A 24,568-nucleotide genomic window follows, 5' to 3' on the forward strand; every position below is an offset into this window, starting at 1 on the left:
GGGCGATTCACTCGGGGCGGGCGGCCCCGTCCCCCTCGGGACGGGCCGTCTCGCCGCCCTGCACCGCGGGCGGCGCGGCGTCCTCGCCGGCCCGTGACTGCGTGGGCGCGCCCGAGGACTCGGTCTGCTCCCTGCGGGCGGGCCGCTCCGGCCGGAAGAGCAACTGCCCGTCCTCCGCGTCCACCTCGACCCGGCCTCCGCGCTCGATCCGGCCGTCCAGCAGCAGCCGGGACAGCTGGTTGTCGACCTCGCGCTGGATGGTCCGGCGCAGCGGGCGCGCACCGTACTCCGGCTGGTAGCCGCGTCGCGCCAGCCAGTCCACGGCCCGCTCGGTGAAGGTGACCCCGATGTCCTGGGCCTGCAGCCGGCGACGCGTCTTGTCGAGCATCAGGTCGGTGATCTCCCGTAGTTGATCGGACGTCAGCTGACGGAAGATCACGACCTCGTCGATCCGGTTGAGGAACTCGGGCCGGAAGTGCTGGCGCAGCGGTCGCAGAATCCGCTCGCGGCGCGCCTCCTCGTCCGCCTCGGCACCGCCCGGCCCGAACCCGATGCCCGCGCCGCGCCGGGTGATCGCCTCGGAGCCGAGGTTGCTCGTCATCACGATGACGGTGTTGGTGAAGTCCACCGTGCGGCCCTGCGCGTCGGTGAGCCGGCCGTCGTCGAGGACCTGGAGCAGGATGTTGAAGACGTCCGGGTGCGCCTTCTCGACCTCGTCGAGCAGCAGCAGTGAGTACGGATGCCGCCGTACCACCTCGGTGAGCTGGCCGGCCTCCTCGTGGCCCACATACCCGGGCGGCGCACCCACCAGCCGGCTGACGGTGTGGCGCTCCTGGTACTCGCTCATGTCGAGGCGGACCATGCGCTCCTCGCTGCCGAACAGCACCTCCGCGAGGGCGCGGGCCAGTTCGGTCTTGCCGACACCCGTCGGGCCGAGGAAGAGGAAGCTGCCGATCGGCCGGTCCGGACTGGACAGCCCGGCGCGCGAGCGCATCACCGCGTCGGCGACCACGCTGACCGCCTCGTTCTGCCCGATGACCCGCTCGTGCAGATGCCCCTCCAGGCCGAGCAGCCGCTGCTTCTCCTCCTCGGTGAGCCGGGAGACCGGGATCCCGGTCAGCCGGGAGACCACTTCCGCGACGGCCTCGGCGGTGACCTCCAGATGCTGCCCCTCGTCCGCCTCGGTCTCCCCGGAAGCCTCCCCGATCCGCTCCTTCAGCTTGGTGATGCGGTCGCGCAACTGGGTGGCCTGCTCGTACTGCTCGTCGGCCACCGCCTGGTCCTTGTCCCGCGCGAGCTGCTCGACCTCGCGCTCCATGGCCCGTACGTCCGTGCCCTTGGTCCGGGCGCGCAGCCGCACCCGGGCGCCGGCCTGGTCGATCAGGTCGATCGCCTTGTCGGGCAGATGACGGTCGGTGAGATAGCGGTCGGACAGCTCCACGGCGGCCAGCAGCGCCTCGTCGGTGTAGCGGACCTGGTGGTGGGCCTCGTAGCGGTCGCGCAGCCCGCGCAGTATCTCGATGGCGTCCGCGACGGACGGCTCGGGCACCAGGATCGGCTGGAAACGGCGGGCCAGCGCCGCGTCCTTCTCGATCCGGCGGTACTCCTCCAGCGTGGTGGCGCCCACGATGTGCAGTTCGCCGCGGGCCAGGGCGGGCTTGAGGATGTTGCCCGCGTCCATGGACCCGCCCTCCGTGCCGCCGCCGCCCGCACCGACGACCGTGTGCAGCTCGTCGATGAAGATGATCAGCTCGTCGGAGTGCGCGCGGATCTCGCCGACGATATTGGTGAGCCGCTCCTCGAAGTCGCCGCGGTAGCGGGTGCCGGCGACCACGCCGGGCAGATCCAGGGCGACCACCCGGCGGCCGAGCAGGACGTCCGGCACGTCCCCGTCGGCGATGCGCTGGGCGAGCCCCTCGACGACGGCGGTCTTGCCGACCCCCGCGTCGCCGATGAGCACCGGGTTGTTCTTGCCGCGCCGGGAGAGCACCTCGATGGTCTGCTCGATCTCCTCGTCCCGTCCGATCACCGGGTCGACACGGCCCTGGCGCGCGAGATCGGTCAGATCGCGGCCGTACTTGTCCAGGGTCGGCGTCGAGACGGGGCGCGGCCGCTCCGGGCGCGGCTGGGTGGTGTCGGCCGCCTCGGGCGGCAGGGCGGGCGGCGCGAAGTGCGCCGAGTGCAGGATGTGCCCGGCGGCCGAGTCGGGGTTCGCGGCCAGGGCGGTGAGCACATGCTCGGGCCCGATGTAACCGGCGCCGCTCGACCGGGCCAGATCGTGCGCGTCCAGCAAGGCGCGCTTGACGGCCGGGGTCAGCGACAGCGAGGTGGGGGGCGCGGCCTCCTCCGGGTGCTGCACCGGCCCCCAGCGCTGGTCGATCTCCGTCGCCAGCGAGTCCGGGTCCGCGCCCGCCCGGCTCAGCAGGCTCCGGGTCGGTTCGGTGGCGAGCGCGGCGCGCAGCAGATGCTGGGTGTCGAGGTCCCGGGCACCGTGCTCGACGGCGTACCGTGCGGCGCCGGCGACCAGTTGCCGGGCGGGCTCGCTCAGCAGCCGGCCCAGGTCGATCTGACGCGGACCCGGGCGCGGCCCACCGCCGAAGATGCGTCGGAAGAACTCTTGGAAGGGGTCCGAGCCGTAGCCCTGCGAACCGTTGTAGCCGCTGGTCATGGCCATCCGTTCCGGCGTCCCGGCGGGGCCCGGGACACGCTCGCTGATCGACGTGCCGGTGCCGGGTGCCCGGACGGGGCCCGGTTACACCTGTGGGGCGCGCGCGGCGCTCGTAGACCACGATGGCACGAACGCACTCCCGCGGCATGTCCGGAGCCCGCCCGGCAAAGGGGCGCGCACGGGAGGCGCGTGCCCGGTACGGCAGGCGCGCACGGCGTCTGCGCACTACGACAGAGCGCTCCGCGGCCGGTCCGAAAACTCCCCGTAGCCCTCCCGTAACACAGCTGGTGTTGTCTACCGGACCAGAGCACTCCAGTCGGGCGGGAGCTGGGCGATGGCAGTGGAACAACTCCCGGTGCAGGTCAGGGAGTTCGCGGACTACCTGAACGGGCTGCTGGCGCGGCTCGACCGGAACGACGGCTGGTGCGCGGTCTTCTGGCAGCGCGATGCCGACGGTATGCGGGCCTGCCTCGCCGGCCGGGAGGTGCCGCCCTGGGACGTCGTGGAGGCGCTGCTCCAGGACGTCGCCGCGGCCTACGGGCCCGCGAGCGCCGCCCGGGAGTCCGACCGCGCGCGGGCGCTGCACCGTGCCGCGGTCGCCGCGCACGACGCCCGGCCGGGCGGCTGGGCCGCCCTCGGCGACCGGCTCGATGTGATGCTCCGCGAACAGCGCTACGCGGCCGAGCGCCAGGCCGAGCTCGGCCGCCGTCTGGAGTCGGCCGTGACCCGGGAGGAGGCCGAGTCGCTCCGCGTCGACCTGGCCTGGGCCCGGGACGACCACGCACGCGCCACGACCCGTATCGCGGAACTCCGCCGCCGCACGGCGGCCCTGGACCACCGGGCCCGGCGCCCGTCCGCGCAGGACGCGCGGGCCTCAGGGGCCCCGGGGGCGGCCTTCCGGAGCGAGGCACACCCCGCCGACCCGGCCGGCCCGGACCCGGCGGCACCGCACGGCGCCCACCCGTCCGCCCCGCAGGAGCCCACCGTCGCGGACCCTGCCCCCAGCGCCAAGCAGCGCCCCAGGCGCCGCCTCCGCGGCAGTGCCCGGTTCGCCGGGGTGATGGACGTCCAGGAGGCGCCCACGGGCCCCGCAGCCGCCGCTGTGGACCCCGCACCCGGCCGCCGGGGCCTGCGCGGCGCGCGGTTCGCCGGAGCCGCGGACCCCGCGCCCGGGACACCGTCCGAGGAGCGCACGGCGGAGAGTCCCGACCGGACGGACCCGAGGACCGCGGACACCGTCGCGGCGCTCACCCGGCTGCGTGCCGAGGGCCGTAGCGGCGAGGCCCATGCGCTGCTCGTCGAGGTCGCCCACTGGCCCGCCGCCCGCTACCCCCTGCTCGCCGACGAACTGCACCGCGCGGGACTCGGCGCCGACTGGGCCACCCTGCTGTGGGAGGCCGCCTCGCTGCCCGCCGACCGCCTCGTCGCCGCCGCCGACGCGCTCACCGCGGCGGGCCGCACCGCTGACGGGGAGCAGATGCTGCGCCAGGGCGTCGTACGCCCGGCGAGCGAGATCGGCGAGGCCGTGCTGGGCCTGAGCGCCGAGGGCCGGCACCGTGAGGTCGGCGCCCTCCTCGACGCCTACGTCCGTATGCGGACCCCCGAGGAGGCGGCCCGCAGTGTCGCGGCGGATCCCGGACGCATCCTGCCGCTGCTCCTCCAGGCGGCCCGGGGCGTCTCCGACCAGCGGCACTGGGACCTCGTCCACGCCCTGAGAGTCGCCGGATTCAGCGCCTGACCACCCCGTCGACAATCCGACGACTTCACCCGCACAGGTGCGAAACATGATCGACTCAGCGGGTTGACGACGATGGTCTTGGCAAGGCCTCCCCGGAGGCTTACGTTCGAGCCTCTACCACCTGTTTCTACGGGCGTAGAGGCTCGCTGACGTCCTCACCGGGATTTGAGGCAAAGGAGCGGCATCATGGCCCACGTCGTACGCGCCGCACTGGTCCAGGCGGCCTGGACCGGTGACACCGAATCCATGATCGACAAGCATGTGGCGCACGCCCGGGAGGCGGCCCGGCAGGGCGCGCAGGTCATCGGCTTCCAGGAAGTCTTCAACGCCCCATACTTCTGCCAGGTCCAGGAGCCCGAGCACTACCGCTGGGCCGAGCCGGTGCCCGACGGGCCCACGGTCGCCCGGATGCGGGAACTGGCCCGCGAGACCGGCATGGTGATCGTCGTCCCCGTCTTCGAGATCGAGCAGTCCGGCCTCTACTTCAACACCGCCGCCGTGATCGACGCCGACGGCAGCTACCTCGGCAAGTACCGCAAGCACCACATCCCCCAGGTCAACGGCTTCTGGGAGAAGTACTACTTCAGGCCGGGCAACCTCGGCTGGCCCGTCTTCGACACCGCGGTCGGCAAGGTCGGGGTGTACATCTGCTACGACCGCCACTTCCCGGAGGGCTGGCGGCAACTCGGCCTCAACGGCGCCCACCTGGTCTACAACCCCTCCGCCACCTCGCGCGGTCTGTCGGCCTACCTCTGGCAGCTGGAGCAGCCCGCGGCCGCCGTCGCCAACGAGTACTTCGTCGCCGCGATCAACCGCGTGGGCCGCGAGGAGTACGGCGACAACGACTTCTACGGCACGAGCTACTTCGTCGACCCCCGTGGGCAGTTCGTAGGCGACGTCGCCGGCGACAAGGAGGAGCTGATCGTCCGAGACCTCGACTTCGACCTCATCGAAGAAGTGCGGCAGCTGTGGGCGTTCTACCGCGACCGCCGCCCCGACGCGTACGAAGGACTGGTGAAGCCGTGAGCGACCTGTACTCCCGCCACCGGGACGTCCTGCCCGAGTGGCTCGCGCTCTACTACAAGGATCCCCTGGAGATCACCCACGGCGAGGGCCGCCACGTCTGGGACGCCGACGGCAGGAAGTACCTGGACTTCTTCGGCGGGATCCTCACCACCATGACCGCGCACGCGCTGCCCGAGGTCACCAAGGCGGTGAGCGAGCAGGCGGGGCGGATCATCCACTCCTCGACCCTCTACCTCAACCGGCCGATGGTCGAACTGGCCGAACGCATCGCCCGGTTGAGCGGCATCCCGGACGCCCGCGTCTTCTTCACCACGTCCGGCACCGAGGCCAACGACACCGCGCTGCTGCTCGCGACCACCTACCGGCGCAGCAACCAGCTCCTGGCGATGCGCAACAGCTACCACGGACGCTCCTTCAGCTCGGTCGGCATCACCGGCAACCGCAGCTGGTCGCCCACCTCGCTGTCCCCGCTCGGGACCCTGTACGTCCACGGGGGCGTCCGTACCCGGGGCCCCTTCGCCCACCTGAGCGACGCCGACTTCATCGCGGCCTGCGTCGCGGACCTGAAGGACCTGCTCGGGCAGGGCCGGCCGCCCGCGGCGCTGATCGCCGAACCCATCCAGGGCGTCGGCGGCTTCACCTCGCCGCCCGACGGGCTGTACGCGGCCTTCCGGGACGTGCTCCAGGAACGCGGCATCCTGTGGATCTCCGACGAGGTGCAGACCGGCTGGGGCCGCACCGGCGACCACTTCTGGGGCTGGCAGGCGCACGGCCGCAGCGGACCGCCGGACCTGCTCACCTTCGCCAAGGGGATCGGCAACGGCATGTCCATCGGCGGGGTCGTCGCCCGGGCCGAGATCATGAACTGCCTCGACGCCAACTCCATCTCGACGTTCGGCGGCACCCAGATCACCATGGCCGCGGGACTCGCGAACCTCACCTATCTGCTGGAGCACGACCTCCAGGGCAACGCCCGGCGGGTCGGCGGGCTGCTCATCGAGCGGCTGCGGGCCGTCGCCGCACAGCTGCCGGTCGTCCGGGAGGTGCGCGGACGCGGCCTGATGGTCGGCGTCGAACTGGTCAGGCCCGGCACCGACGAGGCCGACCCGGACGCGGCGGCCGCCGTGCTGGAGGCCGCCCGTGAGGGCGGACTGCTGATCGGCAAGGGCGGCGGGCACAACACCAGCGTTCTGCGCATCGCCCCGCCGCTCACACTCACCGTCGCGGAGGCCGAGGAGGGCGCGGCGATCCTCGAACGGGCCCTCAGAAGCGTCGGGTGACCACCCGTCGGCCCTCCGTCCCGCCACAGCGTCGTCATGAGGTGTCCGACAAGTCGATGATCTGAGCAAGGGAACGTCGCCATGACCACCGCGCTGGAACCCGCCCTGTCGGTACGCCAGGTCCTCACCCTGGACCGGGTGCTCGCCGGAGAGCCCGAGGTGGTCGCCGGCGCCGGACACCTCGACCGGCCGGTGCGCTGGGTGCATGTCGCCGAGGCACCCGATGTCGGAGTCATGCTCAGCGGCGGCGAGATGGTGCTGACCACCGGAGTGCTGCTCGCCGGCGACCCCGACAAGCAGGCCGAGTACATCCGGTCCCTGCACCGCGCGGAGGCCGCGGCCGTCGTCCTCGGACTCGGCCGTGCCTTCCCCGCGCCCCCGGACGTGATGCGCCGGGCCGCCGAGCGCTGCGGACTGCCCCTGGTGGTCCTGCACCGGCCCTTCCCCTTCGCCGAACTGACCGAGGAGGTCCAGTCCCGGCTGGTGCGGCGCAAGTTCGCGGCCGTGAGCCTGTCGGAGGCCGTCCGTACGGCCCTGACCGGGCTCATCACCGCGGGCGCCCCGCTGCAGCGGCTGCTCGACGAGATCGCCGTGCACGCCGGCTGTCCCGTGATCCTCGCCAACCTCGCCCACCGGGTGCTCGCCACCGCGGGGGAGCGGCCCGCGGTCGACGATGTGCTGCGCGACTGGGAGCGCGTCGCCCGGCAGGCGGGCGGCAGCGAGGGCGACGGCTGGGTCCGCGCCGAGCTGGGCGGGCGCGGCGAGCGCTGGGGCAGGATCGTTTTGTGCGGCTATCGCGGCGACAGCCCGATCGGGCGTCTGCTCGCCGAGCGCGCGGCCGAGGCCCTGGTGCTGCACCGGATGCTCGGCGGCGCGGCGCACTCCTGGGAGGAGCAGTCCGCGCAGAGCCTGCTGACCGATCTCGTCTCCGGTGTCGTCCCGGCCCGCCAGCTGCTGCCGCGGGCCAGGGCCGCCGGACTGCCCGTCAACCGCCGTGCGTTCGTCCCCCTCGTCGTACGCGACGGCGAACCGGCCGCACTCGACCGCGTCCTGCGGCTGCTGGGGCTGTCCGGACTCGTCGCGGAACTCGCCGACGGAGCCACCGCCGTCCTGCTCAGCCTCGCCCGGGACCAGGAGGCCGAGACGCTGACCGCGCATCTGGCCGCCCGGCTGCGGACCGAGTCCGGCGCCGTCGGGACGGTCGTCGCCGCGGCCGATGCGCGCACCGCCTGGGAGGAGGTGCCCGCGGGGCTGCGCGAGGCCCGGCATGTGGCCGACGCCGTCGCAGGTCACTCCGCGGCGCAGGACCTGCCGGCCGTCGTACGGCTGAGGGACGTCCATCTGCGCGGTCTGATCCGGCTGTTGCGCGACGACCCGCATGTGCAGTCCTTCGCCGAACGGGAGCTGGACGGGCTGTTGTCCGGATGCGACGCCGAGCAGGAGCTGCTGCCCGTGCTGCGGACCTATCTGGCCACCGGCCGCAACAAGTCCCGCACCGCCCAGCTGCACCACGTCAGCAGGCCCGCGCTCTACCGTCGGCTGGAGGCCATCGAGGCCCGTCTCGGGGTCGACCTCGACGACTTCGAGCAGGCCGCCTCCGTGCACATCGCGCTGCTCGCGCACGACGCCCAACACGGGTGAGACGCCATGGGAACACACCGGAAACCAACGCGCACGGGCCGGGGTGACACCGTGCAACGCGGTGCGCCGTCAGACGTGACACGGTGCAACTCAACCCGGACCCGCCGCCTTCCTAGGCTCGCCGCACACCGAGCGACCGGAGGTCCCGATGAGCAGAGTGATCCGTGCCGCCGTCTTCCAGACCGCCTGGACCGGCGACAAGGAGTCGATGATCCAGGTCCACGAGCAGGCGGCCCGCGACGCGGCCGCGCAGGGTGCCCAGGTCCTGTGCTTCCAGGAGCTGTTCTACGGGCCGTACTTCTGCCAGGTCCAGGACCCGGCGTTCTACGAGTACGCCGAGCGGATTCCCGACGGACCCGTGGTCAAGCGCTTCCAGGCGCTGGCGAAGGAACTGGGCCTCGTCCTCGTACTGCCCATGTACGAGGAGGAGCAGCCCGGAGTGCTCTACAACACCGCCGCGGTGATCGACGCGGACGGCTCCTACCTGGGCAAGTACCGCAAGACCCATATCCCGCAGGTGAAGGGCTTCTGGGAGAAGTTCTACTTCCGCCCGGGCAACTCCGGCTGGCCCGTCTTCGACACCAAGGTGGGCCGGATCGGGGTCTACATCTGCTACGACCGCCACTTCCCGGAGGGCTGGCGCGCCCTCGGTCTCGCGGGCGCGGAGATCGTGTTCAACCCGTCGGCCACCTCCCGGGGCCTGTCCGGCTATCTGTGGCAGCTGGAGCAGCCGGCCGCGGCCGTCGCCAACGAGTACTTCGTGGGGGCGATCAACCGGGTGGGCGTCGAGGAGCTGGGCGACAACGACTTCTACGGGACCTCGTACTTCGTGGACCCGGAGGCGCAGTTCGTCGGCGAGGTGGCGAGCGACAAGGAGACCGAACTGGTCGTGCGCGACCTGGACCTGGCGAAGCTGCGGGAGGTGCGCGACCGCTGGCAGTTCTACCGGGACCGGGCACCGGGCGCCTACGGGCCGCTGACCGCTCCCTGACCGGCACCGGGTCCGCCGGCCCGGCCGTTCGCGACCGGGCCGGCGGCCACGGCCGTCCCGCACGGCAGCCACGACAGCAGTGTTGACCACGCCAGGTAAGGGAGCAGAGGCAGCATGAGCAGCCGTACCGTCATCCGCGGTGGCCTCGTCGTCACCGCGTCCGACGAGATCCATGCCGACGTCCTGATCGAGGACGGCCGTATCGCCGCCCTCGCCGCGTCCGGCACCCCGGCCGCCGAGGCCTTCACGGCCGAGCGGACCATGGACGCCACCGGCAAGTACGTGATCCCGGGCGGCGTCGACGCCCACACCCATATGGAGCTGCCGTTCGGCGGCACCTTCGCCTCCGACACCTTCGAGACCGGCACCCGGGCCGCCGCCTGGGGCGGCACGACCACCATCGTCGACTTCGCGGTGCAGAGCGTCGGCCGCACCCTGCGCGAGGGCCTGGACGCCTGGCACGCCAAGGCCGAGGGCAACTGCGCCGTCGACTACGGCTTCCACATGATCGTCTCCGATGTCAACCAGGAGACGCTGAAGGAGATGGATCTGCTGGTCGAGGAGGGTGTGACCTCCTTCAAGCAGTTCATGGCGTACCCGGGCGTCTTCTACAGCGACGACGGCCAGATCCTGCGCGCCATGCAGCGCTCCGCCGAGAACGGCGGACTGATCATGATGCACGCCGAGAACGGCATCGCGATCGACGTCCTGGTCGAGCAGGCGCTGGCCCGCGGCGAGACCGACCCGCGCTACCACGGCGAGGTCCGCAAGGCCCTGCTGGAGGCCGAGGCCACCCACCGCGCCATCAGGCTCGCCCAGGTCGCCGGGGCACCCCTGTACGTCGTGCACGTCTCCGCGCAGGAGGCGGTCGCCGAACTGGCCCGGGCACGCGACGAGGGACTCAACGTCTTCGGCGAGACCTGCCCCCAGTATCTGTTCCTGTCCACCGACAACCTTGCCGAGCCGGACTTCGAGGGCGCGAAGTACGTGTGCAGCACGCCGCTTCGCCCCAAGGAGCACCAGGCGGCCCTGTGGAAGGGGCTGCGCACCAACGACCTCCAGGTGGTCTCCACCGACCACTGCCCCTTCTGCTTCGTGGGTCAGAAGGAGCTGGGCCGGGGCGACTTCTCCAAGATCCCCAACGGTCTGCCGGGCGTCGAGAACCGTATGGACCTGCTGCACCAGGCCGTCGTCGACGGGCACATCTCCCGCCGCCGCTGGATCGAGATCGCCTGCGCCGCCCCGGCCCGGATGTTCGGCCTCTACCCGAAGAAGGGCACCATCGCCCCGGGCGCGGACGCGGACGTCGTCATCTACGACCCGCAGGCCGAACAGGTGATGTCCGCCGAGACCCACCACATGAACGTCGACTACTCGGCCTACGAGGGCAGGCGCACCACCGGCCGGGTCGAGACCGTCCTGTCCCGTGGCGAACCCGTCATCACCGAGCGGGAGTTCACCGGGCACGCCGGGCACGGCGTCTACACCCCCCGCTCCACCTGTCAGTACCTCAACTAGGAGTGGCGCTCATGGACTTCGGACTCGTCCTGCAGACCGACCCGCCGGCCTCGCGGGTCGTCAGCCTGATGAAGAGGGCCGAACGCAACGGCTTCCGCTACGGCTGGACCTTCGACTCGGCCGTGCTGTGGCAGGAACCGTTCGTGATCTACAGCCAGATCCTGGCGAACACCGAGAAGCTGACGGTCGGCCCCATGGTGACCAACCCGGGCACCCGCACCTGGGAGGTCACGGCCTCCACGTTCGCCACCCTCAACGACATGTTCGGCAACCGCACCGTCTGCGGCATCGGCCGCGGTGACTCCGCGATGCGCGTCGCCGGCCGCAAACCCAACACCCTGGCCCGGATCAGCGAGGCCATCAAGGTCATCCGGGCGCTCGGCCGCGGCGAGGAGGCCGACCTCGGCGGCGGCACGGTCGTCAAGTTCCCGTGGATCAAGCCCGGCGCCCGACTGCCGGTGTGGATGGCCGCGTACGGCCCGAAGGCGCTGAAGATGACCGGCGAGGAGGCCGACGGGTTCATCCTCCAGCTCGCCGACCTGTATCTGACCGAGTACATGGTCAAGGCGGTGAAGGACGCGGCGGTCGCGGCCGGCCGCGACCCCTCCGACATCACGGTCTGCGTGGCCGCACCCGCGTATGTCACCGAGGACGACTCACCCGAGGCGCTCGCCCACGCGCGGGAGCAGTGCCGCTGGTTCGGCGGCATGGTCGGCAACCACGTCGCCGACCTCGTCGCCAAGTACGGCGCGCACTCCGGCTCCGTACCCGACGAACTCACCGACTACATCAAGGCCCGGGAGGGCTACGACTACGCGCACCACGGGCGCAGCGACAACCCCGACACCCGGTTCGTGCCCGACGAGATCGTGGACCGGTTCTGTGTGATCGGCCCGGTCGAGAAGCACATCGAGAAGCTCACCGCGCTGCGTGAGCTCGGCGTCGACCAGTTCGCCGTCTACGACATGCACGACGCGCAGGAGGCCGTCATCGACGCCTACGGGTCACAGGTCATCCCGGCGGTCAACGGCTAGTCCACGGAGGGTCCTCGGGACCTCCCGTCCCCGCTCGTCCCCTTCCCGCTCCCCCGGGGAGGGGGCCAAGGGCGCCCCCGCCGATCCCGCCGGGGCGCGCACCCCCCATCGGCGCCGTCCGCACGGCGTTTCCCACCTCACCTCACGATGGGCCTGCACATGACCGACACCGTTCCCTGGGCCACACCGATGGCCGCCCAAGTCATCCGCCCCGACGGCAGCGGGGAGTTCGCCCCGGCCTCCCCGCAGCCGAGCGGCCCGTACGCCGGCGAGGACCGCCTCCCGGTCCCCGTCGACAGGCGCACCTCGACCACGTACGACTTCTCGGCGCTGTGGGCCGCACGAGAGAGAACGCGGGCATACGGGAGCCCGCTTCCGCACATGAGTCTTCACGAGACGAGGTGGTCCTGATGTCCCCCAGTGGAAGAACCCTGGCCGATCCGGCCGTTGTGCAGCAGACGTATCCGGACGGCCGGGTCGCCATGTCCGATCCGGCGGTGCTGGAGGGTTCGCGCTTCGCCAACGCGGACCTGGTTCCCGTGCCGATCGTGCGCCGGACATGGGGTACTTACAACTATCTCGCCCTCTGGGTGGGAATGGCGCACTGCATCCCGTCGTGGACGCTGGCGTCGGGGCTGGTGGCCCTGGGGATGGACTGGAAGCAGGCGGTGCTGACGATCGCGTTGGCCAACGTGATCGTGCTGGGGCCGATGCTGCTGACCGGTCATGCCGGCACCAAGTACGGGATCCCCTTCCCGGTGTTCGCGCGAGCTTCGTTCGGGGTGCGCGGGGCGAACCTGCCGGCGATGGTGCGGGCGGCGGTGGCGTGCTGCTGGTTCGGCATCCAGACCTGGATCGGCGGGGAGGGCATCTTCCTGCTGGCCGGCAAGCTGTTCGGGCACAGCTGGCTGAACGCCGGCTCGATAGCGGGCACGCCGTGGACCCAGTGGCTGTCGTTCGGGGTGTTCTGGCTGGTCGAGGTCGCCATCATCACCCGAGGCATGGAGACGCTGCGCAGGGTGGAGAACTGGGCGGCGCCGCTGGTGATCGTCGGCGCGCTGGTGCTGCTGGGACTCATGGCCGCCAAGGCGGGCGGCTTCGGCCCGCTGCTGGACCAGCCCTCGCGCCTGGGCTGGGGGAACGGCTTCTGGAAGGTGTTCTTCCCGTCTCTGATGGGCATGATCGGCTTCTGGTCCACGCTGTCACTGAACATCCCGGACTTCACCCGCTTCGGCGGCAGCCAGCGCGCCCAGCTGTGGGGCCAGGCGCTGGGCCTGCCGACCACGATGACGCTGTTCGCGATCCTGTCCGTGCTGGTCACGTCCGGCTCCCAGGCCGTCTACGGGGCGCCGATCTGGGATCCGATCGCACTGAGCGCGAAGATGAGCAACACCGTCGGCGCGTTGTTCGCGCTGCTGATCGTGATGGTGGCGACCTTGTCGGTGAACATCGCCGCCAATGTCGTCTCCCCGGCGTACGACCTGTCGAACCTGCTGCCGCGACTGGTCAGCTTCCGCACCGGAGCGCTGATCACGGGCGTGGTCGGCATCCTGATCATGCCGTGGAAGCTGATCGCCAACCCGCACGTGTACATCTTCACGTGGCTCGGCTTCGTCGGCGGTCTGCTCGGCACGGTGGCCGGCATCCTCGTGGCCGACTACTGGATCGTGCGCCGTACCCGTCTGGCGCTGGGGGAGCTGTACCGGGCGGAGGGCCGCTACTGGTACACCGGCGGCTGGAACCTGCGTGCGGTGGCCGCCTTCGTGATCGGCGGTGTCCTGGCCGTCGGCGGCTCGTACTCGACCGTCGTCAAGGGCGTCAAGCAGGGCCCCTTCCCCGCCGACGGAGTCATCCCGTTCCTCAAGCCCCTGGCCGACTACGGCTGGGCCGTCGGCCTGGCCTCCGCCCTGCTGGTCTACACCCTGCTCAGCCTCAACCACAGCCGGAACCAGGACAACTGAACCGCGAACCGCTCGGGACGGGGCCTCTGACCTGCGTCGGAGGCCCTTTCCGATCTTTCGGTGGGGGCAGCACCGGCCCCCTGGCGCAGGCTCCGTGCGATGCGGGCCACTGCCTGACCGGCGGGCCGCGCTCGAAGAGCGGTCAGCTCTGCTTTCCGCCGTTGCCCAGCGCGGCCACCGCATCCCGGGCGGCCTTGATGGCGCCCTTGTTGATCTCGTCGGTGCCGGGCGCCTTCTTCGTCTCGAAGTCACTGCCGTTGTACGTGACTGACACCAGCGCGTTGGACGAGCGGATCAGCACCACGCCCTCACGGGTCTGCTGCTTGTCCTGCGTGGTCAGGTTCACCACCGAGTAGCCGGCGTCGCCGAGACCGGGGACCGGGCCTCCGCCGCTCTTCTCCGTGGTGCGCTGCGTGTACGTCTTCTGCGCCGTGCCCTCCGAGTCCATGATCTCGAAGGTCACGTCCAGCCAGCGGTAGTCGAAGCCCTTGAGTGCGTTCCAGGAGCAGGTGCGCCGGATGGTGGAGTCCGTCGACGGGATCTCCTTGCCGTCCGTCTTGGCACCCGGCACGAGCGATGTGATCGTGCCCTTGGCCAGGGCGGTGCACGGCGCGGGCGCGCCGGAGTAGGCCTTGGCCGTGGCCTGCGGCGCCGAGGGCGAGGTGGACCCGGAGGAGCCGCTCGCCGTGTCCTGGGTGTTCTGGGCTCCCTGTGCCGACTTGCCGGCGCTGGTGGCCGGGGCCGCGGCGAGCGGTCCGGACGACATGGCCCAGCCCGCGGAGGCGAGCACGGCAACCGGCAGCAGACGCGCGGTCAGAGCGAGCGGCAGAGGCAGAGACGGCACGGGCCACTTCTCGTGGGGGGACGGTGCGGAAGGAGTCCGCACTGCGGTCGGGACGCCAGTCTCACATGACTCCCTGTGAGGCGAAAGGGCGAACTCGCTCCGTGTCCGGGCGGTGACGGACCCGTCCTTGACGGTCCGTGAGTTTCGCTGCGCTCGCCACGGTGTGCCCTTTATGTCTGCGCGAGTTGTGGCTACGGACGCCTTCGCGAGGCACTCCCCGCGCGGGCCCGTGCATCGGGACGTCGAAGGGCGTCGGCGGGTCCGGGCCGCGGACGGTCCGGACCCGCCGCCCCGCGCATCGGATGTGCGTGACGACAGGCCCTGATGCCCCTAGCGGAAGATCAGTGCCAGCGCGTACGCCAGGAAGAAACCGGCCACCAGCAGGGTCAGCAGCATGATCGCGATCAGTGGGCCCTTGGCCCAGCCGCGGGACCGGTCGTAGGCCACGTTCGGGGCCGCACCCGAGGTGCTGCCCTCGGCGGGCGGCGTCTCACCCGGTGGAACCCCGCCCGGCTCCACGCGAGGGGCCCGCGCCGACTCGGGGTCCGGTCCGCCGTACTCCCTGTCTCGCATGCCGTCCACCTCACTCTCCCGATCGATGTGGTTCTGCCGAGGGTGAGTACCCCCGTACGCACCCCTTGTATGAACATTATCGTGCAAAACGGCCGATTCCGCCGGGGGTGTCCGGGGGGCAGCCGGGTGCGTACGATCACGGGACCGGTCCCCGTGGTGAGGAGTCCGCCGTGTTCACGACCCGTCCCACGCTCCAGGGCACCTTCGGCATGGTGTCCTCCACCCACTGGCTGGCCTCGCAGTCGGCGATGGCGGTGCTGGAGGACGGCGGCACGGCGTTCGACGCGGCCGTCGCCGGCGCGTTCGTCCTGCACGTCGTGGAGCCCCATCTGAACGGTCCGGCCGGTGAGGTCCCGATTCTCCTCGCCCCGGCGGGCGGCGAGGTGCGGGTGCTGTGCGGACAGGGCGTGGCACCCGCCGGAGCCACCATCGCCCACTACCGGGCTCTGGGCCTCACCCTCGTCCCCGGCAGGGGACCGCTCGCCGCCGCCGTCCCGGGTGCCTTCGACGCCTGGATGCTGCTGCTGCGCGACCACGGCACGAAGTCCCTCGCCGACATCCTCAAGTACGCCATCGGCTACGCCGAAAACGGCCACGCGCCCGTGGAGCGCGTCGGCGAGACCGTCGAGAGCGTGCGGGAACTGTTCGAGACCGAGTGGACCTCGTCGGCCGAGGTCTATCTGCCCGGCGGGCAGGCGCCGCGGCCCGGCGCCCTGCTGCGCAATCCCGCGCTGGCCGCCACCTGGAAACGGCTGCTCGCCGAGGTGTCCGGGGCCGGGGACCGGGTGGCGCAGATCGAGGCCGCCCGGGCGGTGTGGCGGTCCGGATTCATCGCCGAGGCCCTGGTGCGGCAGGCGGGGCGGCCCACCCTGGACGTGACCGGAGAGCGCCACACCAGGACCCTCACGGCCGACGACCTCGCCACCTGGTCCGCGACCTATGAGGCACCGGCGACCTACGACTGGAACGGCTGGACGGTGTGCAAGGCCGGCCCCTGGAGCCAGGGCCCGGTCCTCCTCCAGCAGCTCGCCCTGCTCCCGCCCGAGCTGCCCCGCTACGGGAGTGCCGACTACGTCCACCTGCTGATCGAGGGCTGCAAGCTCGCCATGGCCGACCGCGAGGCCTGGTACGGAGACGCCGCCGAGGTGCCCCTCGGCGAGCTGCTGTCGGACGCCTACAACGCCGGGCGGCGTGTCATGATAGGCGACAAGGCGTCGTACGAACTGCGCCCCGGGGCTCCCTCCGGCCGTGTCCCGCGCCTGAGCGAGTACGCGCGCGTGGCGGCCGACGACCCCGGGTTCGACGCGATGGGGATCGGCGAGCCGACGGTCGCCGAGCGGCCCACCTTCCCGGTGCCCGGCGAAGCGGACGTCGGCGCCGACGGGGCGACCCGCGGCGACACCTGCCATCTCGACGTCGTCGACCGCTGGGGCAACATGGTCGCCGCCACCCCCAGCGGCGGCTGGCTGCAGTCGAACCCGGTGGTGCCCGAACTGGGTTTCCCGCTCGGCACCCGGCTCCAGATGACCTGGCTGGACGAGGGCCTGCCCAACTCCCTGACGCCCGGGCGGCGTCCCCGCACCACCCTCACCCCCTCGATCGCGCTGCGCGACGGCGTGCCCGTGCTCGCGTTCGGCACGCCCGGCGGCGACCAGCAGGACCAGTGGCAGCTGCACTTCTTCCTGGCGGCCGTCCTGCGCCCGCCGGTGCGCGGCAGCCTAGACCTCCAGGGCGCCATCGACGCCCCGAACTGGCACAACGACAGCTTCCCCGGCTCCTTCTACCCGCGCGGCATGCGGCCCGGCAGCGTCACCGTCGAGTCCCGCACGGACCCCGTGGTCGTCGAGGAGCTGCGCCGGCGCGGCCATGATGTCACGGTCGGCGGGGCCTGGTCCGAGGGTCGGCTGTGCGCGGTCGCCCGTGACCCGGAGACCGGTGTGCTGTCGGCGGCGGCCAATCCGCGCGGGATGCAGGGTTACGCGGTCGGCCGCTGACTCGTGGAGGTGACGCGCGACGGGGTGGTGCGCGACGGGATGGCGCCCACTCGGCCGGGTCCGGCACCTGGTGTTCACGCTGATTCCATCGTGCATACACCAAACCGGTGGGGATTGTCAGTGCTGCGTGCTCTGATGGACGCATGCTGATCGGAGACACCGAAACCATCGACGAGTTTCTCGCCCGCCACGCGTCCGACGTGGAGGAGGCCGTCCGCGCGGCGGCGGCCACCGAGATCATGCCCCGCTTCCGCCGCCTCGCCGCGCACGAGATCGACGAGAAGAGCGGCCCTCACGACCTGGTCACCGACGCCGACCGCAAGGCCGAGGCGTATCTGACCGAGGCGCTGCCCAAGCTGCTGCCCGGCTCGGTCGTGGTGGGCGAGGAAGCGGTCCATGCCAACCCCGCGACCTATGACGCGATGCGCGGCGACGCGCCCGTGTGGATCGTCGACCCCGTCGACGGCACCCGCCAGTTCGTGCACGGCGACCCCGGCTTCTGCACCCTGGTCGCGCTCGCCCAGGGCGGCGTCGTGCGCGCCTCCTGGACCTTCGCCCCGGCCCGGGACCAGCTCGCCACGGCGGTTCGCGGCGGGGGCGCGTTCCTCAACGGCCGGCGCCTGCACTCCGGCTCACCCACGCCGGGCCGCGACCTGGAAGTGGCCACGTCCCACCCGTACTACACGACGGACGAGCAGCAGCGTGCGCTCCTCGGCCTCCAGACGGAGGGCGTCCGCCCGCGCGCGTGCGGCTCGGCCGGCCTGGAGTACCTGTCCATAGCCCAGGGCCTGCTGGACGCGACCGCGTTCTGCTGGGAAGCGGCCTGGGACCACGCCGCGGGCCTGCTGCTGGTCGAGGAGGCGGGCGGCACCCACCGCACGGTGGCGGGCGAACCATTCCGTATCACCGGAGGCAACACCCTGCCCTTCACCACGGCCCGGGACGAGGCCACCGCCCGCCGCGTGGTGGAGCTGCTCTCCGCCGCCTGAGGCCACCTGCGCCGACGGGCGCGGGCGCCGCATCGGGCGCCGAAAACGGAACCTTGGCCTCCTTCGAAGATCGGCCCCGCGCCGCTGCGGTGTCGGACCCCCGGCATATCCTGAGGGTCAGTGGCCGTCGGCTGACGAAGGAGTCCGAAGGTGCCGTCGATGCTCGATGCCGTGGTGGTGGGGACCGGGCCCAACGGACTGACGGCTGCCGTGGAGCTGGCCCGCCGGGGCTTCTCCGTGGCGATCTTCGAGGCCCGGGACACCATCGGGGGCGGTGCCCGCACCGAGGAGCTGACGCTGCCCGGCTTCCGGCACGACCCGTGTTCCGCCGCGCACCCCCTCGGCATCAACTCACCCGCATTCAGAGCGCTGCCCCTGGAACGGTACGGCCTCGAATGGCTGCATGCCGACCTGCCGATGGCGCACCCGTTCCCCGACGGCACGGCCGCGGTGCTCTCCCGGTCCGTGGCCGAGACGGCCGCCTCGTTCGGGCCGCGCGACGCGGGGACGTACCGCCGACTGGTCGAGCCCTTCCTCCGCCACTGGGACGCCCTGGCCCGGGACTTCATGTCCCTGCCCCTCACCGCCCTCCCACGGGACCCGGTCACCCTCGCCCGCTTCGGCCTCGTCGGCCTGCCCCCGTCGACCTGGCTGATGCGCCGCTTCCACGACGAGCGGGCCAAGACCCTGTTCGCCGGGCTCGTCGCCCATGTGATCGCCCCGCTCGACGGCTTCGCCACCGGTGCGATCGGCCTGGTCTTCGCGCTGGCCGCGCACGCCCGCGGCTGGCCGGTGGCCCGCGGCGGCTCCCAGTCCATCTCGGACGCGCTCGCCGCGTATCTCAAGGACCTCGGCGGCGCCGTGCACACCGACTACGAGGTCAAGCGTCTCGACGACCTGCCCCCGGCGCGAGCGTACGTCTTCGACACCTCGCCCACAGCCCTGGCCCGCATCGCGGGACTCGGCCGGTACTACGACAAGTACCGGTACGGCCCCGGCGTCTTCAAGATCGACTACGCGCTGGACGGCCCCGTGCCGTGGACCGCGAAAGAGCCGCGCGTCGCCGGCACCGTGCAGATCGGCGCCGACAGCCGGGAGATCGGTACCGCCCTGCGCGCGGCGTCCCGGGAGGGCCGGGCACCCGACACGCCCTTCCTCATCACCGTGCAGCCGAGCGTCGCCGACCCCACCCGGGCGCCGGAGGGCAAGCAGGTCTTCTGGGCGTACGGCCATGTGCCCAACGGCTGGCAGGGAGACCTGACCGACGCCATAGAACGCCAACTGGAGCGCTTCGCGCCGGGCTTCCGCGACCGCGTCCTCGCCCGCGCCACCGCGGGCCCGCCCGAACTGGCCGCCCGCAACGCCAACTACGTCGGCGGCGACATCGCCTCCGGCGCCGCATCCGGGCTCCAGCTCCTGCTGCGCCCCAGAATGTCCCTGTTCCCGTACGGCACCCCGCACCCGGCCGTGTTCATCTGCTCGTCGGCCACCCCTCCGGGACCCGGCGTGCACGGCATGTCCGGCCACAACGCCGCGAAGGCCGTCTGGCGAAGGCTGAGACAGAGATGACCACCATCACGCTGGTCCAGGGGGACATCACCCGGCAGAGCGCCGACGCGATCGTCAACGCGGCCAACTCCTCGCTGCTCGGCGGGGGAGGCGTGGACGGCGCGATCCACCGGCGCGGCGGCCCCGCGATCCTCGCGGCGTGCCGCGACCTGCGTGCGTCCCACTACGGCAAGGGCCTGCCCACGGGCCAGGCGGTCGCCACCACGGCGGGGGAGCTGGACGCGCAGTGGGTGATCCATACGGTCGGACCCGTGTATCAGGCTTCCGGCGGTGATCCCGCGCTGCTCGCCTCCTGCTACCGGGAGTCGCTCCGCGTGGCCGACGAGCTGGGCGCCCGGACGGTCGCGTTCCCGGCGATCTCCACCGGCGTGTACCGGTGGCCGATGGACGACGCGGCTCGTATCGCGGTGTCGACGGTGCGGAACACGCCGACAGCGGTCGAAGAGGTGCGGTTCGTCCTCTTCGACGACCGGGCGTACGAGGCGTTCGCCCGGCAACTCGGCTGACGGACGCCCACGGTGGCACCGACCCGTGGGGTCCGAGCCTCCTTACCGACTCACGAGCAGACCGACAACGACGACGCCTCCACCGCCGACCTCGCCAGGAAGTTCAAGCTCGCCCGCGCGACCGCCCTGATGACCTGCACCCGGCATCCGCTTGGATTCTTGCCGGTCACCCATCTCAGCCCTTTGACCTGCGGCGAAATATGTCGGAGGGCGCCCGCGACACAGGGTGTCGGAGGAGTGTCGGAAGCTGCGACCGGACGGGGCGTCCGTGGTACCGCAGGGTGCATCGCCGTACCCGTATGGCTGCCCCGGGTCGCTGTCGTGGTGCTGCCGGGTCACGCTGGGCGTGACACCGCGCGGCCTGGTGTCCCCTCAGATCAGGCGGGAGATTTCCAGCGCGGGCCTGTGACCATGGAGGAGCAGTGGGCAGCCTGATCGTCGTAGGAGTGGATGGCTCGTCATCGAGTGACGCGGCGGTGGTACACGCCGCCCGGGAAGCCCAGCGGCGTCGAGCGACGCTTCGTGTGGTGCACGCTTTCAGCTGGCCGGTCGCGCCCGTGCATGCGCCGGTGGACCCCTCGCCGCTCGACAGCCTGGCGCACGACTCCGCGGAGCTTGCGCGAAGTGTCGCGCCCGAGGTGGAGGTCACCGATGCCGTGACGGCCGGCGGTGCGGTACCGGTGCTGGCGGCCGAGTCGCGAGCCGCGGATCTCATGGTCGTCGGCCGCCGGGGCATCGGGGGCTTCGTCGGCATGCTGCTGGGTTCGACGGCGGTCTCCCTGGCCGCCCACAGCCAGTGTCCGGTGATCGTGGTCCGCGAGGAACCGGACGACACCGGGCCGATCGTGCTGGCCGTCGACGGCTCCCCCGAGAATGAGAACGCGGTCGAATTCGCCTTCGCCGAGGCGGCATTGCGGGGAGCCGAGATCATCGCCGCGCATGCGTGGCTGCCGGACTATGCGCCGGCCGGTACGGGCGTGGAGAGCGCGGAGCGTCTGCTGGCCCAGGCGGTCGTCGGTCGCCGGGAGAGGCATCCGGACGTCACGGTCAGACAGGAAGTGCTGAGCGGCGAGACCCGCGAGGTCCTGGTCGAGGCGAGCAGGGGCGCACAGTTGATGGTCGTCGGAGCCAGGGGGCACGGCGGCCTCGCGGGCATGCTCCTCGGTTCGGTGAGCCAGGCGGTGCTGCACCACGCGCACTGCCCGGTCGCGGTCGTCCGCGGTAGGACGTGACGAGGGCCGCGCGCACGGCCGTCAGGCGAGCCAGACGCGGGAGGCTGCCGGGCCGGCAGCGAACCTCCATGGTGCGGATATCGTAGGCCGTAGGCGTTGCTGAGGGTCGCTGCAGTCATCGAGGGTGCTGTATTTCCGTGTTGTACAGCTCGGGCAGCTAGGCGCGCGTGAGCGAGGTTGTTGCGGCTGGTCAGTGTGTGGGGATGGGTGGCCGAGGATCTGCGCCCTGGGCGAGGGGGCCTCCAGCAGGGGAATGGCCCGTGCCAGGTCCCCCGCTGCCCGGTCGGCGCTCGCGAGGTTGTTGCGACTTTGCACTTCCCTGGCGCAGCCGCAGGGCGGGACAACCTTTTGGTGCCGTCGCCCACCTCGCGACTTGCACCGCCACCCACCGCGGCACCTGCGGTTCAGCGTGGTCTTTGACCTTGGTGGTCGACCACGCCGGCGGCCTTGCGGGCGAAGACGTCGGTGAAGTCCTTGGCTCCGTGCCACTGCTCCCTGTAGCCGAGGTAGGCGTAGGTCTTCGGGTCCAGAACCAGGGTTCGTCGCACGGGGTATCCGGTGCCGCTGACGATCTGGACTCCCAGCCCGCGCCGGTGGAGCGCATCTTCCGCCCCGTCGATGAGGGTCTTCATCCCGACGCGGCCGCAAGGGGAGGACGGCCTTGACGACCGCGCTGGTGCCGGTGGTGCTGCAGCGCAGCTTGCGCAGGGGTGCCAGCAGGGCGTCAATAATGCAGTGCTCACGTGCCACCGTCAGGTCATGCATCGCGCACGGCGCCGTCCCTCAATAGATGTCTGGTGATGGGTTGGGTGTAGTCGATGGAACCGTCGCTACCCCACCCGGTCCTGCGTCACCAACGTCCTGGCCTCCACATCAAGGTGCTGACGAGGCGAGATACGTACGCGTCCGCGCGACTCGGACCCGGTCCGCCGCGAATTCGAGCAGCGATCCGGGCGCGCTCGCCGAAAATCTCACGCCTCCGGTCTCGTGCGCAGACATCAGAATGTTCTTCTGCGCTGGTGCAGCCCATCCCGCGACGCGAAGTTCTGAAACGGATTCGAACTGCAAATGAAACTCAAAGGCATTGAAGGGTTTCTCCTGCCATTCCGGGCGAGGGTGTGACGGGAGGTGCGAGGTATCGAATCCCAGCGTCACGGAATCTGCGCGCTCGTCGAGATGGACATAGAAGAGGGCGCATGCGCTCAGCTCGGGCGGGGAATCATAGAGGCTCGCAATGAGTGCGGCTCCGTGAGCAGTTGAACCCAGTTGTCAGCGCGCATAGAAGGTCTTTTCGTAGGTACGGGGGATCGTCGAGAAGCGGCGTGCGTCGAACTTACTGAGGAACTGGTGGGGAACTTCATCCGAACCATCAGGTGTCATGCGGAAACCGCTGATATGACGGATGATCACGGACTCGTGGCTGCGAAAGCCGAGTGTGACGCCAGGACCCTGGACGGACACATCCACCCTCTGCGGTTCTTCCGTCGTCAATGCGGTGAGCTGCACTGTCGCGGACGGATTCCACTCCCGCAGGGTGAGGCGCTCGACCGCTGCAAAGTCAATGTGACACTGCACCACATTGCACTCGCTGTCTGCCCATTCCTCGGGTGGGTGTTCGGGGAAGCTCGAAAGGTCGACGCGGAGTGTGAGTGCAGGTCCGCGCGCGTTGAGGTTGATGGAACGGAGGCGGAATTCGTCCAGGCCGGGAAAATCGCCGTACAGCCGGCGAAGCGGCTCAGGGTCGGCTGGGATGAGTGGAACGGTCATAGTAATAGTGCTCTTTGGCTCCGGGGACTTGCCCATTACGTGTGTCGTCTATCGGTCGTACGTGGACGTGCGCGGGTTGATGGCCCGGGGTTCCGGGTTCCTGGTGACCGAAGTGGTGGTCCTGGAACACGATGAGGTCCTCGCCGTTGGGGTGTTCGTACATCTCCTCGGTGTAGTAGATCGGTTGGTTGCTCTCGTCCATGAGGTCCGGAGCGCCTCCGCATGAAAGGTCACCGTCTCGGCATGGCCGCGCATCAGCTCCGCGTACGCGTGCATCCGCTCGGGGTCGACAGAGAAGCCTTCACCCACCGCCCCGGTGCTCCCGCCACCGGCGGACACCCTGAGCGCAGATTCGGTGGTTTGGAACACCAGCCCCGACACGGCCTTCCCCACCACTTCCACCAACGGGTCCATGGCGGCCTCGATCACCTGCCCGATGATGTACTGCTCCAGCTGCTGCTCAAGGAAGTCCATCAGCTTCTCTGCCGCCTCCACGACCAGCGCCTCGGCCGCCTCGGCGAGGCCCAGGGTCGCCACCGCCGCCGCCTGGTCCGCAACGAACGTGGCAGCCAGCACAACCAGTCCGGCGATCGCCTCGCCCTTCATGGCCACGATCACATCGGCCGCGACATCCAGGGCGGTGGCCACCGTGTGGCGGGCCTCGACCAGCTCGTTCATGTGACTGTTGGACAGCTGCGCCCACTTCGCGAGCAGCGCCTCGTACGACGCCCCTGGTACACCTCGCCAAGACGTTTGATCGTCGCGGTGGAGTCCTGGTGCGTGTCCTCCACGTTCCGCGCGAACTCCCGTACATACGCGGCGAATTCACGGACCTTGTCCTCGTTGACGTTCGGGCCAGTTCACTCCGATGAACTGGAGGAACGACACCACTTCCCCCGGCAGTTCGATTGCCATCCCGACCCCCGTCTGTCACCTCTACGACAGCCCATCAGGTATGCCATCCATGAAAGGGTGACGGTCGGGCAAACGTGCGATCAAGTTGACGACCTGGGCTTGTCGGTCCCGGGATCAGGGCACCGGCAAAGCGCTCACCCGGGGGCCGTAAGAACTCCTAACAGAATGCTGCAACTCGCCTTGGAATGTGTGTGCCTGATGGCTTGTTAGCCTGCACATGAGAAGGAGTGAGCGGCCGCCGTGGATCGTCCCCGATGAGCTGTGGGCGCGGATCGAGCCGTTGCTGCCGGTCGTGCCGCGCCGCACGGATCACCCGGGGCGC

General features: G+C 70.9%; 22 protein-coding genes and 1 pseudogene. 16 read left to right on the forward strand and 7 right to left on the reverse strand.

Translation table 11 applies throughout. The features are described from left to right. Positions 1 to 7 precede the first annotated feature (7 nt). The gene (locus ACFYX0_RS09025) at positions 8 to 2,668 is read right to left on the reverse strand and encodes an ATP-dependent Clp protease ATP-binding subunit (protein WP_388968233.1); all 2,661 of its coding nucleotides are present in this window, start codon (positions 2,666 to 2,668) and stop codon (positions 8 to 10) included. A gap of 334 nt (positions 2,669 to 3,002) precedes the next feature. On the opposite strand from ACFYX0_RS09025, the gene ACFYX0_RS09030 reads away from it, so the two are divergent. The 9 genes from ACFYX0_RS09030 to ACFYX0_RS09070 all read left to right on the forward strand — a co-directional run bounded on the left by ACFYX0_RS09030 (position 3,003) and on the right by ACFYX0_RS09070 (position 13,857). Further along, on the forward strand, positions 3,003 to 4,406 hold the full coding sequence (locus tag ACFYX0_RS09030; RefSeq protein WP_388968170.1) for a hypothetical protein: 1,404 nt from the start codon (positions 3,003 to 3,005) through the stop codon (positions 4,404 to 4,406). A gap of 186 nt (positions 4,407 to 4,592) precedes the next feature. Further along, entirely contained in the window at positions 4,593 to 5,432 is an 840-nt protein-coding gene (locus ACFYX0_RS09035; RefSeq protein WP_388968173.1) for a nitrilase-related carbon-nitrogen hydrolase, read from the forward strand. Then, on the forward strand, positions 5,429 to 6,712 hold the full coding sequence (locus tag ACFYX0_RS09040; RefSeq protein ID WP_388968176.1) for an aspartate aminotransferase family protein: 1,284 nt from the start codon (positions 5,429 to 5,431) through the stop codon (positions 6,710 to 6,712). Before ACFYX0_RS09035 ends, ACFYX0_RS09040 begins: the two co-directional genes overlap by 4 nt. An 81-nt stretch (positions 6,713 to 6,793) precedes the next feature. After that, a complete protein-coding gene (locus tag ACFYX0_RS09045) occupies positions 6,794 to 8,353 on the forward strand; it encodes a PucR family transcriptional regulator (protein ID WP_355913402.1) in 1,560 nt (519 codons plus the stop codon). Between the two features lie 148 nt (positions 8,354 to 8,501). Further along, entirely contained in the window at positions 8,502 to 9,344 is an 843-nt protein-coding gene (locus ACFYX0_RS09050; protein ID WP_311693379.1) for a nitrilase-related carbon-nitrogen hydrolase, read from the forward strand. 114 nt (positions 9,345 to 9,458) lie between these two features. Next, entirely contained in the window at positions 9,459 to 10,862 is a 1,404-nt protein-coding gene (hydA, locus tag ACFYX0_RS09055; RefSeq protein WP_388968179.1) for a dihydropyrimidinase, read from the forward strand. Positions 10,863 to 10,873: 11 nt separating this feature from the next. Continuing rightward, positions 10,874 to 11,896, forward strand: coding sequence for a TIGR03842 family LLM class F420-dependent oxidoreductase (locus ACFYX0_RS09060; protein ID WP_388968182.1), 1,023 nt, complete (start codon positions 10,874 to 10,876; stop codon positions 11,894 to 11,896). Positions 11,897 to 12,055: 159 nt separating this feature from the next. Continuing rightward, entirely contained in the window at positions 12,056 to 12,307 is a 252-nt protein-coding gene (locus tag ACFYX0_RS09065) for a hypothetical protein (RefSeq protein ID WP_388968185.1), read from the forward strand. Next, positions 12,307 to 13,857, forward strand: a complete 1,551-nt coding sequence (locus tag ACFYX0_RS09070; protein ID WP_388968188.1) for an NCS1 family nucleobase:cation symporter-1 — start codon at positions 12,307 to 12,309, stop codon at positions 13,855 to 13,857. Before ACFYX0_RS09065 ends, ACFYX0_RS09070 begins: the two co-directional genes overlap by 1 nt. A gap of 142 nt (positions 13,858 to 13,999) precedes the next feature. Here ACFYX0_RS09070 and ACFYX0_RS09075 read toward each other — a convergent pair whose 3' ends face one another. Together ACFYX0_RS09075 and ACFYX0_RS09080 are read right to left on the reverse strand one after the other, a co-directional pair. Beyond that, positions 14,000 to 14,701, reverse strand: coding sequence for a hypothetical protein (locus tag ACFYX0_RS09075; RefSeq protein ID WP_388968191.1), 702 nt, complete (start codon positions 14,699 to 14,701; stop codon positions 14,000 to 14,002). A 330-nt stretch (positions 14,702 to 15,031) separates the two neighbouring features. Next, positions 15,032 to 15,274 (reverse strand): DUF6480 family protein, encoded by a 243-nt coding sequence (locus tag ACFYX0_RS09080; RefSeq protein ID WP_355924813.1) that lies wholly within the window; start codon positions 15,272 to 15,274, stop codon positions 15,032 to 15,034. A 170-nt stretch (positions 15,275 to 15,444) separates the two neighbouring features. Here ACFYX0_RS09080 and ACFYX0_RS09085 point away from each other — a divergent pair, with 170 nt between their 5' ends. From ACFYX0_RS09085 to ACFYX0_RS09105, 5 genes are all read left to right on the forward strand, one after another. Further along, complete coding sequence (locus tag ACFYX0_RS09085) at positions 15,445 to 17,268, forward strand: gamma-glutamyltransferase family protein (RefSeq protein ID WP_388968194.1); 1,824 nt, start codon at positions 15,445 to 15,447, stop codon at positions 17,266 to 17,268. Between the two features lie 146 nt (positions 17,269 to 17,414). Beyond that, positions 17,415 to 18,257 carry an inositol monophosphatase family protein gene (locus ACFYX0_RS09090; RefSeq protein ID WP_388968236.1) on the forward strand — a complete coding sequence of 281 codons (843 nt, stop codon included), beginning with the start codon at positions 17,415 to 17,417 and terminating at the stop codon, positions 18,255 to 18,257. 159 nt (positions 18,258 to 18,416) lie between these two features. Beyond that, a complete protein-coding gene (locus tag ACFYX0_RS09095) occupies positions 18,417 to 19,826 on the forward strand; it encodes a phytoene desaturase family protein (protein WP_388968197.1) in 1,410 nt (469 codons plus the stop codon). Then, entirely contained in the window at positions 19,823 to 20,332 is a 510-nt protein-coding gene (locus ACFYX0_RS09100; RefSeq protein WP_388968200.1) for an O-acetyl-ADP-ribose deacetylase, read from the forward strand. Before ACFYX0_RS09095 ends, ACFYX0_RS09100 begins: the two co-directional genes overlap by 4 nt. A 422-nt stretch (positions 20,333 to 20,754) precedes the next feature. Next, positions 20,755 to 21,564 (forward strand): universal stress protein, encoded by an 810-nt coding sequence (locus ACFYX0_RS09105; RefSeq protein ID WP_388968203.1) that lies wholly within the window; start codon positions 20,755 to 20,757, stop codon positions 21,562 to 21,564. Between the two features lie 404 nt (positions 21,565 to 21,968). On the opposite strand, the gene ACFYX0_RS09110 is transcribed toward ACFYX0_RS09105, so the two are convergent. The 4 genes from ACFYX0_RS09110 to ACFYX0_RS09125 all read right to left on the reverse strand — a co-directional run bounded on the left by ACFYX0_RS09110 (position 21,969) and on the right by ACFYX0_RS09125 (position 23,533). After that, a complete protein-coding gene (locus tag ACFYX0_RS09110; RefSeq protein ID WP_388968206.1) occupies positions 21,969 to 22,196 on the reverse strand; it encodes a hypothetical protein in 228 nt (75 codons plus the stop codon). Between the two features lie 241 nt (positions 22,197 to 22,437). Further along, positions 22,438 to 22,830 (reverse strand): Imm50 family immunity protein, encoded by a 393-nt coding sequence (locus ACFYX0_RS09115; protein WP_388968238.1) that lies wholly within the window; start codon positions 22,828 to 22,830, stop codon positions 22,438 to 22,440. Between the two features lie 3 nt (positions 22,831 to 22,833). Beyond that, positions 22,834 to 23,331, reverse strand: coding sequence for an Imm50 family immunity protein (locus ACFYX0_RS09120; RefSeq protein WP_388968208.1), 498 nt, complete (start codon positions 23,329 to 23,331; stop codon positions 22,834 to 22,836). Then, positions 23,300 to 23,533, reverse strand: a complete 234-nt coding sequence (locus ACFYX0_RS09125) for an HNH/endonuclease VII fold putative polymorphic toxin (RefSeq protein WP_388968211.1) — start codon at positions 23,531 to 23,533, stop codon at positions 23,300 to 23,302. Before ACFYX0_RS09125 ends, ACFYX0_RS09120 begins: the two co-directional genes overlap by 32 nt. 210 nt (positions 23,534 to 23,743) lie before the next feature. On the opposite strand from ACFYX0_RS09125, the gene ACFYX0_RS09130 reads away from it, so the two are divergent. Continuing rightward, positions 23,744 to 24,013, forward strand: coding sequence for a hypothetical protein (locus ACFYX0_RS09130; protein WP_388968214.1), 270 nt, complete (start codon positions 23,744 to 23,746; stop codon positions 24,011 to 24,013). Positions 24,014 to 24,463: 450 nt separating this feature from the next. Then, positions 24,464 to 24,568, forward strand: a pseudogene (locus ACFYX0_RS09135) (IS5/IS1182 family transposase); the annotation flags it as partial.

Source organism: Streptomyces sp. NPDC002573, from assembly GCF_042889625.1.
GTDB classification, from domain to species: Bacteria; Actinomycetota; Actinomycetes; order Streptomycetales; family Streptomycetaceae; genus Streptomyces; species Streptomyces gibsoniae.